At 64.0% G+C, this 14,886-nt stretch carries 12 protein-coding genes and 1 pseudogene; 5 read left to right on the forward strand and 8 right to left on the reverse strand.

The window, feature by feature from the left end; all coding sequences use genetic code 11:
* Positions 1 to 60: 60 nt before the first annotated feature.
* The 7 genes and pseudogenes from NKI46_RS18205 to NKI46_RS18230 form a co-directional block, all read right to left on the reverse strand.
* Entirely contained in the window at positions 61 to 891 is an 831-nt protein-coding gene (locus NKI46_RS18205; protein ID WP_023738333.1) for an ATP-binding cassette domain-containing protein, read from the reverse strand.
* Positions 884 to 1,762 (reverse strand): ABC transporter ATP-binding protein, encoded by an 879-nt coding sequence (locus NKI46_RS18210; RefSeq protein ID WP_023686914.1) that lies wholly within the window; start codon positions 1,760 to 1,762, stop codon positions 884 to 886. Before NKI46_RS18210 ends, NKI46_RS18205 begins: the two co-directional genes overlap by 8 nt.
* Positions 1,759 to 2,607, reverse strand: a complete 849-nt coding sequence (locus NKI46_RS18215) for an ABC transporter permease (protein ID WP_023738332.1) — start codon at positions 2,605 to 2,607, stop codon at positions 1,759 to 1,761. The genes NKI46_RS18210 and NKI46_RS18215 overlap by 4 nt, the downstream gene beginning before the upstream one ends.
* The gene (locus tag NKI46_RS18220) at positions 2,600 to 3,607 is read right to left on the reverse strand and encodes an ABC transporter permease (protein ID WP_023699867.1); all 1,008 of its coding nucleotides are present in this window, start codon (positions 3,605 to 3,607) and stop codon (positions 2,600 to 2,602) included. The genes NKI46_RS18215 and NKI46_RS18220 overlap by 8 nt, the downstream gene beginning before the upstream one ends.
* A 42-nt stretch (positions 3,608 to 3,649) precedes the next feature.
* Positions 3,650 to 3,762, reverse strand: a pseudogene (locus tag NKI46_RS30950) (endonuclease domain-containing protein); the annotation flags it as partial.
* Between the two features lie 33 nt (positions 3,763 to 3,795).
* Positions 3,796 to 5,325, reverse strand: a complete 1,530-nt coding sequence (locus NKI46_RS18225; protein WP_023686913.1) for an ABC transporter substrate-binding protein — start codon at positions 5,323 to 5,325, stop codon at positions 3,796 to 3,798.
* A gap of 112 nt (positions 5,326 to 5,437) precedes the next feature.
* Positions 5,438 to 7,012: a phytoene desaturase family protein gene (locus NKI46_RS18230; protein WP_023699869.1), complete on the reverse strand. Its 1,575-nt coding sequence runs from the start codon at positions 7,010 to 7,012 to the stop codon at positions 5,438 to 5,440.
* Positions 7,013 to 7,131: 119 nt separating this feature from the next.
* On the opposite strand from NKI46_RS18230, the gene NKI46_RS18235 reads away from it, so the two are divergent.
* From NKI46_RS18235 to NKI46_RS18255, 5 genes are read left to right on the forward strand one after another with little or no spacing between them, the layout of a single operon-like run.
* Positions 7,132 to 7,923, forward strand: coding sequence for a cyclase family protein (locus NKI46_RS18235; protein WP_023708108.1), 792 nt, complete (start codon positions 7,132 to 7,134; stop codon positions 7,921 to 7,923).
* Positions 7,924 to 7,939: 16 nt separating this feature from the next.
* Positions 7,940 to 9,511, forward strand: a complete 1,572-nt coding sequence (locus NKI46_RS18240) for a phytoene desaturase family protein (protein WP_352747254.1) — start codon at positions 7,940 to 7,942, stop codon at positions 9,509 to 9,511.
* Entirely contained in the window at positions 9,511 to 9,993 is a 483-nt protein-coding gene (locus NKI46_RS18245) for a MarR family winged helix-turn-helix transcriptional regulator (RefSeq protein ID WP_352747256.1), read from the forward strand. Before NKI46_RS18240 ends, NKI46_RS18245 begins: the two co-directional genes overlap by 1 nt.
* 44 nt (positions 9,994 to 10,037) lie before the next feature.
* Complete coding sequence (locus NKI46_RS18250) at positions 10,038 to 12,191, forward strand: thiamine pyrophosphate-dependent enzyme (RefSeq protein WP_352747259.1); 2,154 nt, start codon at positions 10,038 to 10,040, stop codon at positions 12,189 to 12,191.
* The gene (locus tag NKI46_RS18255) at positions 12,184 to 13,776 is read left to right on the forward strand and encodes an indolepyruvate oxidoreductase subunit beta family protein (RefSeq protein WP_023699873.1); all 1,593 of its coding nucleotides are present in this window, start codon (positions 12,184 to 12,186) and stop codon (positions 13,774 to 13,776) included. Before NKI46_RS18250 ends, NKI46_RS18255 begins: the two co-directional genes overlap by 8 nt.
* A gap of 133 nt (positions 13,777 to 13,909) precedes the next feature.
* On the opposite strand, the gene NKI46_RS18260 is transcribed toward NKI46_RS18255, so the two are convergent.
* Positions 13,910 to 14,806 carry a LysR family transcriptional regulator gene (locus NKI46_RS18260; RefSeq protein ID WP_023699874.1) on the reverse strand — a complete coding sequence of 299 codons (897 nt, stop codon included), beginning with the start codon at positions 14,804 to 14,806 and terminating at the stop codon, positions 13,910 to 13,912.
* Positions 14,807 to 14,886: the final 80 nt, after the last annotated feature.

Raw genomic sequence — 14,886 nt, forward strand, 5'->3', positions numbered from 1 at the left:
GGCTGATTTTGCCCTCATGCACGTCCGAAGCCCGCTGTTCGGCGTGGTGGGTGAACAGTCCTATGCCGGCGCTTTCGTTGCTGGCCGCAACCAGTCCGCGTCGATCTCAGGCAGTGGGATGGCGGCAAGCAGGTCGCGCGTGTAGGTCTCCCTGGGGTTGTCGAACAGCGCATCGGTGGCGCTCGCCTCGACGATCCTGCCCTCGCGCATGACGATCACTTGTTGGCACAGCCGCCGGATGACCGACAGGTCGTGGCTGATGAAGGCGACCGTCAGCCCCATCTCCGCGGCCAGTCTCTCCAAAAGGGTGAGGATCTGCGCCTGCGTCGATACGTCGAGGCCGGAGACGATCTCGTCGGCCAGCACGAATTTCGGCGAAAGCGCCAACGCGCGCGCAATTCCGACGCGCTGGCGCTGCCCGCCCGACAGTTCATGACGATAGCGACTAGCGAAGCTTTGCGGCAGGCCGACGCGATGCAATGCCTCGGCGACGCGTTCCTTGAGCCTGTCGCCAAGCCCATTCTGCTTGAGCGGCGCGGCAATGATGCCGGCGATGGTGCGACGCGGGTTGAGCGACGACATCGGATCCTGGAAGATCATCTGCAGGTGGCGGCGCAGAGGTCGCAGCTCGGCATCCGGCAGATGGGCGATATCGCGGCCCTCGAAATGGATGCTGCCGACGCTCGGCTCCAGAAGTCTGACAAGCGTGCGGCCGAGCGTCGATTTTCCGGACCCGGATTCACCGACGATGCCGGTCACCAAGCCCCTCGGCAAATCGAAATCCAGGCCTCTCAAAATCTCGGCCAGCGGCGCGCGCCCGATCAGCGGCTTGCGGGTCATGTCGGCTAGCGCCACCTTCAGCCCGCGCACGGAAAACAGCGGCTCAACCATGCGGCCCTCTCCACGCCTGGTCGGAGGCGGCGATCTCCGCAGCGAGTCCTGCCAGCACCGTCTCATCCACCGGCTTCAGCGAGGCAAAGGGATCCGTGTAGCGCGGCGTAGCGGCCATCAATGCCCGCGTATAGGGATGCTCAGGCGCGGCGAAGAGAGCGGCTGTGTCAGCCTCTTCCACCACCTTGCCGGCGTAGAGCACAGACACTTGCTGGCTGATCTTTGCAACGACGCCGAGATCGTGGGTGACGAACAGGATCGCGGTGCCATGCTCGCGCTGCAGCTCGGCGATCAGTCGCAGGATCTGCTTTTGCACGGTAACGTCGAGCGCGGTTGTCGGCTCGTCGGCCACGATCAGCCGTGGCTCGGCGGCGAAGGCGGCGGCGATCAGCACGCGCTGGCGCATGCCGCCGGACAGCTCGTGCGGATAGCATTTCAGCACCCGGTCGGGATCGCGGATCTGCACCTCATCCAGCAATTGCCGGATACGCTTGTCCGCCTTGTCACCGTTCCAGCCGAGAATGCGCACCAGCCGGTCAGTCATCTGCGGACCGATGCGGCGCGACGGGTTGAGCGCAGTCAACGGATCTTGCGGGATCAGCGCGGTGCGAGCGCCGATCAGCGTGCGCCTTGCCTTGGGCTGCAGCCTGCCGAGGTCTTCGCCTTCGAGCTGCATGGCGCCTTCGACGATGCGCACGCTTGACGGCAGCACACCGAGCACCGCCTTGCCGATCATCGTCTTGCCGGCGCCGCTCTCGCCAACAAGAGCACGCACCTCACCCGGCTGCACGGAGAGCGACACCGAGCGCAGCACGCGCTGGCCGTTCGGCAGCACGGCGCTCAGATTGGCAATATCCAGGCAAGCGCTCATCGCAGCACCGGATCGAAGCGTGTCTTCAGCGCCTCACCGAACTGGCTGAACGACAGCACGGTGAGGATCAGCGTTACAAGCGGAAACACCAGCACCCACCAGGCCTGATGGATCGACAGCCGGCCCTCGGCGATGATGCCGCCCCAGGTCGGATCGTCGGTCGAGATCGACAGATTGACGAAGGACAGGATGGACTCGACGATGACGGCGATGCCCATCTCCAGCGACAGCAGTGCCACGATCGACGGCACCACATTGGGCAGCACCTCGCGCAGCATGATGCCGATGCGGCCATAGCCGGCGATGCGGGCGTTCTCGACATAGTCCATGCGCGACTGGCCCATCGCTTCGGCGCGGATCACCCGGCAAAAGCGCGTCCAGTCGATTATGACGATGGCGAGGATGACGGAACTGAGGCCGGTGCCGAGCACCGCGACCAGCAGGATGGCGAACAGCACCGGCGGGAATGCCATCCAGACGTCGACGATGCGTGAAATGATGCGGTCGGCCCAGCCGCCGAAATAGCCGGCGACCAGTCCGAGCGTCGAGCCAACAAGGCAGGCGGCGATCGCCGCCGCGAAAGCGACGATGAAGGCGATACGGGCGCCGAAGATCAGCCGGGAGAGGAGATCGCGGCCGAGGCTGTCGGTGCCCAGCCAATAGCCTGATTCCGCACCACTCATCCAGAATGGCGGCAGCCGTTCCAGCATCAGGTCTTGCGCCAGCGGGTCCTGCGGTGCGACCAGCGGCGCGAAGATCGCGGCCAGCAGCGCCAGCAGCAGCCAGCCGCCGGCCAGCCACAGCCTCGGGCCCAGTCCGCGCCAGGCGATGCGTGCCTCATCCATGGCGCAGCCTCGGATTGAGCAGCGCGTACATCATGTCGACGCCAAGATTGATCAGCACGAACAGCAGCGCGAACACCAGCACGATGCCTTGGATCAGCGGCAGGTCGCGGTTGATGACGGCATCGATCGCCATGTTACCGAGCCCTTCGTAGGAAAACAGCCGCTCGACGATGACCGTGCCGCCGATGAGGAAGGTGAACTGGACGCCGACGAGAGTCAGTGTCGGCAAGGCAGCGTTCTTCAGCGCCTCGCGTAAGATAACCTGCGTTTCCGAAAACCCCTTCACCCGCGCCAGCACGACATAGTCGAGGTCCAGCACTTCCTTCAGCGACTGTTTCAGCAACTGCGCGATGATTGCGGCCAGCGGCAGCGCCAGCGCCACAGCCGGCATCAGCATGTGCTTCAGGAGATCCCAGGTCAGGTCGAGGCGCAGCCGAAGCAAGCTCTCGAAGAAATAGAACTGGGTGACGAAGGGCAGGTCGAGCTGCGGCGACACGCGGCCGGAAATGTCGAAGATCGGCACCAGCACGCCAAACAAAAGGATCAGCACGAGGCCCCACAGGAAATCGGGAATGGAAAGGGCGGCACCGCTGGCGATATCGATGCCGGCTTCGACCGCCGTGCCACGTTCGCGGGCGCCGAGGATCGCCGTCGTGCCGCCGAGCCCAACCGCCATGATCAGCGCGACGATGGCGAGTTCCAGCGTTGCCGGCAAGCGGTTGAAGACGAGGCTGAGCACATCTTGCCTGAGCGAAATCGAGGTGCCGAAATCGCCCCTGACGACGCCGGACAGCCAGATGAAGAATTGCTGCACGATGGTCTTGTCGAGCCCGTAGAGTGCACGCAGCCGGTCGATGTCGGCATCTGTCGCACCGGGGGGCAGCATCATGGCGATCGGGTCACCAGGCGCGACGCGGATCACGACGAAGACGACGACAGCCACGCCGAACAGCGTGATCAGCATCGTCAGCAGACGGATCAGGAATCGTTGCAGGAGCATTCTGGTGTTGGCCCAGTGCGTTTCTAACGAAGAGCCCCCTCATTCGTCCGCTTCGCGGCCACCTTCTCCCCGAGGGGAGAAGAGGTCACGGACAGCTGAGCTGGTCTCTTCTCCCCAGCGGGGAGAAGGTGGCCCGAAGGGCCGGATGAGGGGGCCGCTCAGCGAAGGGTGGCGCCCACAAGCCGATATCAGGCCGGGGTCATCAGCGCCGGCAGCAGCGCGCCGGACACATGCTGCACCACGTTGACGCCCTTGGCATGCACGATAGGTTGCGCATACTGAATCAGCGGCAGCACATAGGCCTGCTCGGCGATATACTTGTCGACAGCCTTCCAGCCGGCGATGCGCTTGGCCTCGTCCTTCTCGCCCCAGAGCGGATTGATCATGTCGATCAGATCCTGGCTGTCCCACACCGAGTGCGGGCTCGGCCCATACATGGCAAAACCCGTCGACGTCGTCGGGTCGCCGATGGCGTTGCCCCAATTGTAGAAGGCGGCCGGCGCCAGCTTGTCGGCGGCGCGCAGTTCATAGTGCTTGGCGATCTCGTAGACCTCGATCGTCGCCTCGATGCCGACCTTACGCCACATGCCGACGATTGCCTGGATCATCTCATAATCCTTGGGCTTGAAGCCCTTGGTCGTCTGGATGGTGAACTTGACCGGTTTTTCCGGCGAATAGCCGGAAGCCGCGAGCAGCTCCTTGGCCTTTTCCGGATTGTGCTCGACCTTGATCGAGGCGTCGAAGGCCGTGTACTCCGGGGTCTCCAGCGTAGCGATCGGTTGGCCATAGCCGCGCAGCAGCCGCTTGACCAGAAGCTCCTTGTCCACAGCCATGACGGCGGCCTGGCGGACGTTCTTGTCCAGCATCGCTTCGATGTCGTTGAAGAAGATCATGCCGATGTCGGAAACGGGCTTGCACGAGCCGGCAAGCCCGTCCTTGGCGATCAGCCGGTCATACTCTTCATAGGGGACCTCCAGCGTCACCTGCGAGGAACCGGATTCGATTTCGGCAACGCGGCTCGCCGCATCAGTGACGAACTTGATCGTCACATTCTCGAAGGCCGGCTTGTCGCCCCAATAGTGCGGGTTGGCCTTCAGTCGGAGGAAAGCATTTCGCTCGAATTTTTCCACCATGTAAGGGCCGGTGCCGATCGGCGCCTTCTCGAAACCTTCGGCGCCGACCTTCTCATAATAGGCCTTCGGCAGGATGTAGCCGGTCAGGAACGACATCCATTTAAAGTAGACCGGATCGAACTGCACGACGTCGCCGGTGATCTTGTTGCCGTCGATCTTGAAATTGTTGACGTTCTTCCAGACGAACTGGATCGGATTGCCGGTCTTTTCGTCGCCCGCCCGCTGCAGCGACCAGACCACGTCCTCGGGCGTGAAGGGCGAGCCGTCATGCCAGGTCACGCCTTCGCGCACCGTCATCGTCACCTTGGTGCGATCCTCGTTCCAGCCCCATTCGGTGAGCAGGCCAGGCGCAAAGGACAGGTCCGGCTTTTGCGGAATGAACTGGTCGAACACCGACTGGTAGAGGCCCTGGATCGTCGGGTTGACGGCCGAGGGTCCGGTGGTCGGATCCCAGGACGGCAGGTTGACGTTATAGGCGATGGTCAGCTCGCCCGCTGCCGCCTTGGCGATCTCAGGCAGGCCGATCGCCGCCACCCCAAGTGCCGCGGCACTGTATCCCAGCAATTCTCGTCTGTTGATTGTCATGGTCGTTCCCCTTGTTGGTTTTGTTGTCTTTGCGCGGCACTATCAGTTTATCGATCCGGGCTTCGTGGGCAGCAGCGCCTTGCCTCTCGTCGCCTTCATGAAATCTTGCGAGCTACCTCCCGCCAAGCTGTTGCGCGAGCATGAAGCCGGAGGCCGCGCCGGTGCCGGCGCCGGGCCATGTCGCGGCGCCTATGAGATGCAGATTGCCGACCGGCGTGTTCCAGCCGGCATAACCGCGCGCCGGGCGGAACAGGAAATTCTGTGCCAGATGATGGCTGCCGCAGACCTGGTCGCCACCGACGAGATTGGGGTTCTCACGCCCGAGGTCGATTGGCGAGAACACTGCACGGCCGAGGATTTTCGGGCGCAGTCCGGGTGCGTATATCTCGATGATGTCGAGCACGCGCTCGGCGTAGGCATCCTTGACCTGATCCCAATGCGCGGGCGCGATCCTGCCTGCCGCATCGCCCAGGATTTCGGCAGGCAGCATGCGCACCTGCACCCACAGCACATGCTTGCCCTGAGGCGCGCGCGACGGATCGATCGCGGTCGGCTGGCCGACGACCAGCACCGGTTCGTCCGGCAGCATGCCCGCCATCGCCTGCTGATAGGTGCGCGACATCGCGTCGAGCGACGGCGACAGATGCACATAAGCGAACTGCCGAAGCTCCGCGCCGGCGCGCCAATCGGGCAGGTCGTCGAGCGCCAGATGGATCATCATCGTGCCCGGCGCGTGCCTGAATTTCTGCATCGCCGTGTCGAAGCCGGCGTCGCCGGAACCGTTGGGCAGCAACTTGCCGGTCAGCGCCCTGGGCGCGACGCCGGCAATCACTGCCTTGGTGGCCGTATGTGTCTCACCTGAAGCGAGTCGCACGCCCGATGCCTTGCCGCCGGCAACGGTGATCTCGGCAACTTCCGCCCCGGTGACGATCGTGCCGCCCGCCGAGGTGACCATACCTGCCAGCGCCCGGATGATCGTGTCGGCGCCGCCCTTGCCTAGCACCATGCCAAAGCTCTGGTTGGCGATCGATTCCAGATAGGGGAACACGGCGCCGCCGGCGATGTCGGGTGCGAAATCGAGATGCATGCCCCAGGTGGCAAGCGTTGCCCGCACATAAGGCGACTCGAAGGTCTCCTCCAGCCAGGCGCGAGGTGACGACAGCAAAAGCCGGCCGGTATCGAGCGCGCCTGACATGCCCTTCTTGCGCCACAGGTTCCAGGCGGTGCCGGCAAGCGCGCGGGCACTCATCGGCGATCCCAGCAGCCGGAACAGATGCTCGGCCTCAGCAGGAAAGGCGGCAACGAGCTTGCGCCACGTCGCGGCATCGGCGGCGGAGAACGCGGCCAGCCGCGTGGCAGTCCTTTCCAAGTCATTGCTGACGCCGAACCAGCGTCCGTCCGGAAAGGCGCTGGCGAAACAGTCGGCGACCGGCGCGAACTCAAGACCCTGCGCTTTCAATTCATTTGCATATTTCCGGTGGAAGGCGGAGCCGGCAAACAGGCTCAGATTCATTGCACCGAAATCGTGCCGGAACCCTGGGAGGGTGTATTCGTGGGTCTGGACGGCACCGCCGATTGCTGCGCTGCGCTCGAAAATCCCGGTTTTCCAGCCTTTCAGCGCCAGATGCGCGGCGCATGCCAGACTGTTGTGGCCCGCCCCGACAAAGATGGCGTCGAACTCGCTCACGCCCCGTTCCCATTTCCTTTATGCTTAAAGATAATTGCAGATGCATATGTTTTCGTCTAGTAGGATATTAAGGGCCGAGACGAGCCTTGATCTTCACCAGAAAGAGGGAACTTCAGACCATGGACACGCAAAAACTCCTCGGCGAAGTCGCCGGCCAGCTGCTTTCAGGCGCCATCAGGGTGGTCGACCTCTCTGCGCAACTCGGACCCGACACGCCTCTTATCAAGCTGCCGCCGGAGCTTGCCGTCGACACGCCAAAGGTCGAGATCCATAACATCTCCCGTTATGACAAGAACGGCCCGTGGTGGGCATGGAACTGGCTGAAGCTTGGGGAGCATTCGGGCACGCATTTCGATGCGCCGCAGCATTGGATCAGCGGCAAGGACTATCCGGACGGCGCCACCGACACCATTCCGGCGCAGAATTTCATTGGTCCGGTCAATGTCATCGACTGCTCGAAGGAAGCCGCCGCTGACCACGACTTCCTGCTCACCGTCGACCACATCAAGGCGTGGGAAGCCAAGCATGGCGCCATCAACGCCGGGGAGTGGGTGGTGATGCGCACCGACTGGTATAAGCGCAATGGCTCGGAAGCCGAATTCCTCAACGCCAACGAAACCGGCCCACATACGCCAGGTCCGACAGCCGAAGCCATCCAGTTCCTGATCAGCAAGGATATCAAGGGCTGGGGCTCAGAGACGATCGGCACCGATGCCGGCAAGGCAGGCGGGATGGAGCCGCCATTTCCAGCCCACACGCTGATGCACAAGGCGAACCGCTATGGCCTCGCCAGCCTCTGCAACCTCGACCAGTTGCCTCCAAAGGGCGCCATCCTGATCGCCGCACCGCTCAAGATCGAGCATGGCACCGGCAGCCCTATCCGCGCGCTGGCGCTTGTATCCAACGGCTAGGTGAAAGCACGCCAAGGTGAGCCAGCCGGATCACATCATCGTTGGCAGCGGCATCAACGCGCTGGTCTGCGCGGCGATGCTCGGCGGCAAAGGGGCGCGTGTGCTCGTCCTCGAGCGCAATGACCGCATCGGCGGCTGCGTGCGTACCGAGGAGATCACCGCTCCCGGCTTTATCCATGACGTGATGGCAACCACCTTCGTGCTGTTCATCACCTCGCCGGCTTTTGCGGCGTTGGGCGGCGATCTCGCCAGGCACGGGCTGGAATTCTGCCACACCGGCACGCCAACTGGCGTGCTGCGGCCGGACGGCAGTCATGCAGTGCTCACCACCAACCGCGCCGCCAATGTCGCGGCAATCAATGCGATTGCCGCCGACGATGGCGACCGGCATGCGGACGATGTCAGCGGCATCGAGCGCAATGCCGGCCTGTTGTTCGGCCTGCTCGGCGGCAGCCTGTGGTCCTATCCGACGGCGAAACTGCTGGCCGGCGATGCCTGGCGGCGCAGCCCACGCGGCCTTGCCGCCTTTCTCGGCGAAGCACTGGTGCCGGCGCGCAGCTGGCTGGAAAGCACCTATCGGTCCGAGACAATCCGCGCGCTGTGGGCGCCCTGGGTGCTGCACGCCGGGCTCGGACCGGAAGACGCCTTCTCAGGGCAGATCGCCAAGGTCATTGCCTTCGCGCTGGAAGCGGCCGGGGCGCCGATCGTCAAGGGTGGAGCGAAGACCCTGCTCACCGCCTTCGAAGCTCTGATAAGGGAACGTGGTGGCGACATCCGTACCGCCGCCGATGTCGCCTCGATCGTCCAGAGCGGTGGCCGCGCGACCGGCGTACGGCTCGCCTCGGGCGAAACGATTACAGCAAACAAGAGCGTCATCTGTTCGGTCACGCCGACGCAGCTTTACCACCGGTTGCTCGGCAGCGAGGCTCCCAAGGCCGATGTCGAAGCGACACAGAAATATCGCTACGGCAAAGGCAATTTCCAGATTCACTATGCGCTGAACAAGCCGCCGGCATGGCGCGGTGCTGGCCTGGACCAGGTGGCATTGTTGCACCTGACGCCGGGGCTCGATGGCGTCTCGAAAGCCTGCAACGAGGCGGCGCGCGGCATGCTGCCCGAAGTGCCGACCATCTGCGTCGGCCAGCCGCATGCGCTCGATCCGTCGCGCTGCCCGGAGGGCAAGGCGATCCTGTGGCTGCAACTGCCCGAGGCGCCCAGGCACATCAAGGGCGACGCCGCAGGCACGCTGCATGCACCGGCTGACGGACAATGGACCGAGGCGCTGCGTGAAGCCTACGCCGACCGCGCGGAGGCGATCCTCGCCAGCCACATCGACGGCTTCAAGGATAGCGTCATTGCGCGCCGCGCCTATTCGCCGGCCGATCTCGAAGCGATGAACATCAACCTGGTCGGCGGCGACCCCTATGGCGGCTCGTCGACTATCGACCAGTCGTTCCTCTGGCGGCCGTTCAAGACCAGCCGCAACCATCAGACCGGCATCAAGAACCTCTACCATATCGGCGCCTCGACCCATCCAGGCGCGGGCCTCGGTGGCGGTTCCGGCTTTCTCCTGGCGGGGAGGCTGTGATGGAGCAGAAGGTTCTGGAAAAGCGCCAGCGCATCTCGACCCTCGGCCAGATCGGTCTGCAGCAATTCGCGCCCTATCTGATGAACCGCATCATGGGGCGCTACAACGCCACCTTGCGCGACGATTTCCGCAAGCAGGGCCTGACTATTCCGCAGGTCCGCACGCTGGCCGTGCTGTCGGTCACCGACGGCGTCACCGTCAACGACCTCTCGGTCTACACCGTCATAGAGCAGTCGACCTTGAGCCGCACGCTCGACACGCTGGAGGGACAAGGCTTTGTGCGACGCGAGCAAGGCGTCACCGACAGCCGCATCCGCCATGTCTTCCTCACCGATGAGGGCCGCGCAGAGTTCACCCGCGCCTGGCCGGCAATGCATGACGCGTTCGAGGCGATGTTCGACGATGTCGACGACGCCGAATACGCGGCGCTGATCGCCACATTGCAGAAGATGCTGAAGAACATTCGCAAGCACGACATCTAGACGTTAGGCGCCGGCCGCACCGCCGGCAACGGAAGGTTGGAAAAATGGCCGAACGCTCTTTTGCCAAGGAAGTCGAAAAACTCAGGCTCGGCGCCGGCGAGGAATTTGCGGGCGAAGGCATTCTCGCCATCACCAAGGCGCTGCTGCAATGCGGCGTCGGCTATGTCGGCGGATACCAGGGCGCGCCGATCAGCCATCTGATGGACGTGCTGGCCGACGCACAGGAGATTCTGGGCGAACTCGGGGTGCATTTCGAGGCGAGCGCCTCGGAAGCCACCGCCACCGCCATGCTGGCGGCCTCGGTGCATTACCCCATTCGCGGTGCGGCGACCTTCAAGTCGACCGTCGGCACCAATGTCGCGTCCGACGCACTGGCCAACCTCGCCTCCGGCGGCGTCACCGGCGGCGCGCTGATCATCGTCGGCGAAGACTATGGCGAAGGCTCCTCGATCATGCAGGAGCGCAGCCATGCCTTCGCCATGAAGAGCCAGGTCTGGCTACTCGACCCGCGCCCCAATTTGCCGTCGATCGTCAAGGCGGTGGAGGATGGTTTCGAGCTGTCCGAGGCATCCAACACGCCGGTGATGCTGCAGGTGCGCATCCGCTGCTGCCATGTGCATGGCCATTTCATCGCCAAGGACAACAAGCGCCCGCCGATGACGGTGGCCGATGCGCTCGACGCGCCGCGCCGCGACACCGGCCGCATCGTGTTGCCGCCCGCCTCCTTCCTGCACGAGAAGGAGAAGGTGCAGAAGCGCTGGCCGGCGGCGGTGGAGTTCATCGCCAAGAACAAGATCAACGAATTCTTCGGTTCGGACCATGGCTCGGTCGGCATCGTCATGCAGGGCGGCATGTACAATTCGGTCATCCGCGCCTTGCAGCGGCTCGGCCTTGCCGACACCTATGGCGAGACGGATGTGCCGCTCTACGTTCTCAACGCCGTCTATCCCCTGATCGATGACGAGTTCCTCACCTTCTGCGAAGGCAAGCAGACGGTGCTCGTGGTCGAGGAGGGCCAGCCCAACTACATCGAGCAGGCCTTTGCCGCCATGCTGCACAAGGCCGGGCGCGGCACCAGGCTGGTCGGCAAGGAGTATCTGCCGATGGCCGGCGAATATACCGGCCAGGTCATGCTGGACGGCATCGGCGCCTTCCTGCGCGCCGAGGCCCCGCATCTCTTGCCGGGTGAGGTGCGCGCGCCCAACAAGATCGGCGACGGCGTTGACGCCGCGGACCTGATCAACGTCGTGCCGGGACGTCCGCCAGGCTTCTGCATCGGTTGCCCGGAGCGGCCGATTTTTGCCGCGACAAAGCTGGTCGAGCAGGAACTCGGGAACCACCACATCGCATCCGACATCGGCTGCCATTTGTTCTCGATCATGCCGCCTTTCGAGCTCGGCGCCACCACCATGGGCTACGGGCTGGGGCCGGCATCGGCATCGGCGTTCAATTCGCCCGACGCCAAACGGCGGTCGATCTCTTTCGTCGGCGATGGCGGCTTCTGGCACAATGGCCTGACCTCCTCGATCGGCAACGCGGTCTTCAACAAGAACGACGGCGTCATCGTCATCGTCGACAATTTTTACTCCGCCGCCACCGGTGGGCAGGACATCCTGTCGTCGCGTGCGGGCAACAAGACCAAGTCGACCAAGCATCCGATCACCGAGGCGGTGAAGGGCATGGGCGTCAAATGGCTGCGCCATGTCGACCGCACCTATGACATCACCAAGATGCAGGACACGTTACGTGAGGCGCTGACGACGGACGAAAAGGGTCCCAAGGTCATCGTTGCCTCGTCTGAATGCATGCTCAATCGCCAGCGCCGCGAAAAGCCGCTGGTCGACAAGGCGATCAAGGGTGGGACTCGCGTCGTCAAGCCGAAGTTCGGCGTCGATGAGGATATCTGCACCGGCGACCATGCCTGTATGCGGCTGTCCGGCTGCCCGTCGCTGTCGGTAAAGTCGCTCGACGATCCGTTGCGCGACGATCCGGTGGCATCGATCGACCAGAGCTGCGTCGGCTGCGGCAATTGCGGTGAAGTGGCGGATGCAGCGGTGCTGTGCCCTTCCTTCTACCGCGCCGATGTCGTGCACAATCCCCGCCGCTGGGATCGTTTTCTGGAAGGCACGCGCCGCGCAGTGATCGGCCTGCTGCAGCGGCGCCGTGAAAGCCGCAGGTTGACGTTCGCCGATGCTTGACCAGGCTTCGCCCTTGCGCCCGAAATCCGATGCCGCCGATACCGAGCCGGTGATCAAACTCGCTTTGCTCGCGGTCGGCGGCCAGGGCGGCGGCGTGCTCGCCGACTGGATCACCGATGTCGCCGAGCGCAATTCCTATGTCGCGCAATCGACCTCGGTCGCCGGCGTCGCCCAGCGCACCGGCGCTACGATCTATTACGTCGAGATGGCCCGCGACACCGGCCGGCTGCCGGTCTTTGCCCTTTCGCCTTCGCAAGGCGATGTCGACATATTGATCGCCGCCGAGCTGATGGAAGCCGGCCGCGCCATCATCAGGGGCTTCGTCACGCCCGATCGCACCACGCTGATCACCTCCTCGCACCGTATCGCCGCGGTGTCGGAAAAGATCGAGCCGGGTGACGGCCGGGCCTCGTCTTCCAAGGTACGCGCGACGGCGGAAGCTGCATCGAAACGCTTCATCGCCTTCGACATGGAAAAGATCGCCGCGGACAATGGCTCAATGATCTCGGCCAGTCTGCTTGGCGCGCTGGCCGGCTCCGACGCATTGCCGTTCACGCGTGAAAGCTATGAGCAAGCGATCGGCGCCGGCGGCCGGGGTGCGAAAGCCAGCCTTGCTGCCTTCGCCGTCGCCTACGACCGCGCGCGCGGTACGACGGCCCCCGCGCCACAGCCGGCAGAACCGGCCACGGTCGACCCCGCTCCGGGTTCAGGGCGTGTGAGCGGTCCGCCGAACCTGCTGCAGGGTTGGCAGGCGCTGGCCGCCCGCATCGACCTGATGCCCGCGGCGGTGCGCGACATGGCGCTCCGGGGCCTGAGAAAGGTCGTCGACTACCAGGACATCTCCTATGGCGGCGAGTATCTCGACCGGCTCGACCAGGCGGTCGCGCTGGATAGCGCTGAACATGCCCATGCATTGTCCATCGCTGCCGCCAAGCATCTGGCCAACGCGCTGTGCTACGACGACATGATCCGCGTCGCCGATCTCAAGACACGTTCGACGCGTGACCGGCGGGTGCGCAAGGAGGTGGGCGTCAAGGACGGCTCCATCCTGCAAGTGACCGAATATTTCCATCCGCGCATCGAGGAGTTCTGCGGCACCTTGCCGGCGGGGTTTGGCAGCTACATCGAGAACCGGCCGAAACTTGCCGGCTTTCTCGACCGGCGCATCAATCGCGGCCGGCGCATCCGCACCGACAGCTTTGCCGGCTTTGCGGTCCTCTGGTTGATTGGCGGCCTGCGCCGCTGGCGGCGGCGCCTGTTGCGCCACAAGGTCGAGACGGCGCATCTGGAGCGCTGGTATGCGCTGGCGCTCAGCCACGCGCCTCAGGACTACGCGCTCGCCGTCGAAATCTTGAACTGCCGCCGGCTGATCAAGGGCTACAGCGACACCCACCTCCGCGCCCAGTCCAAATTCGATCGCGTGCTGTCGGCGCTCGATCTGGTCAGGAGCCGCGATGACGCTGCCGACTGGATCAGGCGGTTGCGCGAAGCTGCGCTGAAAGACGAGAAAGGCGACATGCTCGATGGCGCGCTGAAGACGGTGGCATCGTTGTCTGATCATGGTGTGGGAAGAGGTCGAGCTTAGGCTGGTACCTCTACGCTACTGCCGCCGTTTCCCTACTCCCACTGGATTCGCGGATTGAACACGCCGCTTCAAGCGATCGCAGCTCGGCTTCCACCCGGATTGCGGGAAGCGTTGCCGGCGGATCTGCCGGGCGTCAGTCGCGCGATATGGACAGCCCCGAGAGAAGCGGAGCGTACGCGGCGAGCCTGCGGGATACGAACTCTGTGAAGAGCCGCACCCGCTTCGTCTTGCGTGTCTCGCCTTGCGTGAGAAGCCAGAGTGTCCCATGCATGGGCACGTCGATCCCCGGCACCCTCACCAGCAGGGGGTCGGTATCTCCGACGAAGCACGGCAGTTTCGTTATCCCAATCCCCTGGTGCGCCGCGATGATCTGCGTCTCGGCGTCAGGTGTCCTGAACGGTACTCCCGTGACGTGAACTTCTCCCTCGCGCGCCCAGTCCGGAATTCCATGATTGTCTATGCCTATCCATCGGATGGGATCAAGCGTGCCCGCACGCCACGCGGCTAGTCGATCGCGAGACATGTAGACGCCGCTGAACAGCTCCGGTCCCTTCAGGCCGTGAAGATTGAGCGGCAGGGTCTTGCGGTCGGCGACAATGCGGATCGCGACGTCGGCCTCTCGGTTGGTCAGATTTGCCAGCTCGCCGGACGACAAGATTTCCATCTCGATGTCGCGATGCAAACGCGCGAAGTCGGCGAGATCCGACATGAGCAGGTGTGTGGCGAGGAACGGTGGAAGCGTCACCCGCAAAAGTCCGCGCGCGCTCTGGTCACGACCGAAGACGCGCGTCTCCAGCTGGTGCGACGACGCTTCCATCTGGGTCGCGAGATCGAGGACCTCTTCGCCCGCAGCCGTCAGGCGGTAGCCGGAAGGCAGCTTTTCGAACATCTGCGCCCCGAGGCGTTCCTCGAGCTGAGCGATGCGTCGCAGCACGGTCGAGTGGTTCACACCGAGGTGCGCGGCGGCAGCACGCACCGAGCCGCCGCGCGCGGCGGCAAGAAAGTAGCGGACGTCATCCCAGTCGATCATGGTGCATTCCTGCGCAGCGCAGTGCGGCTTGCAAAAGCCCATACTAACACGATCAGCCGTAAGTTCGTGCGGTCATCGTG

It is taken from the genome of Mesorhizobium sp. M0615 (genome assembly GCF_040320805.1).
In the GTDB taxonomy this organism is placed as follows: Bacteria; Pseudomonadota; Alphaproteobacteria; order Rhizobiales; family Rhizobiaceae; genus Mesorhizobium.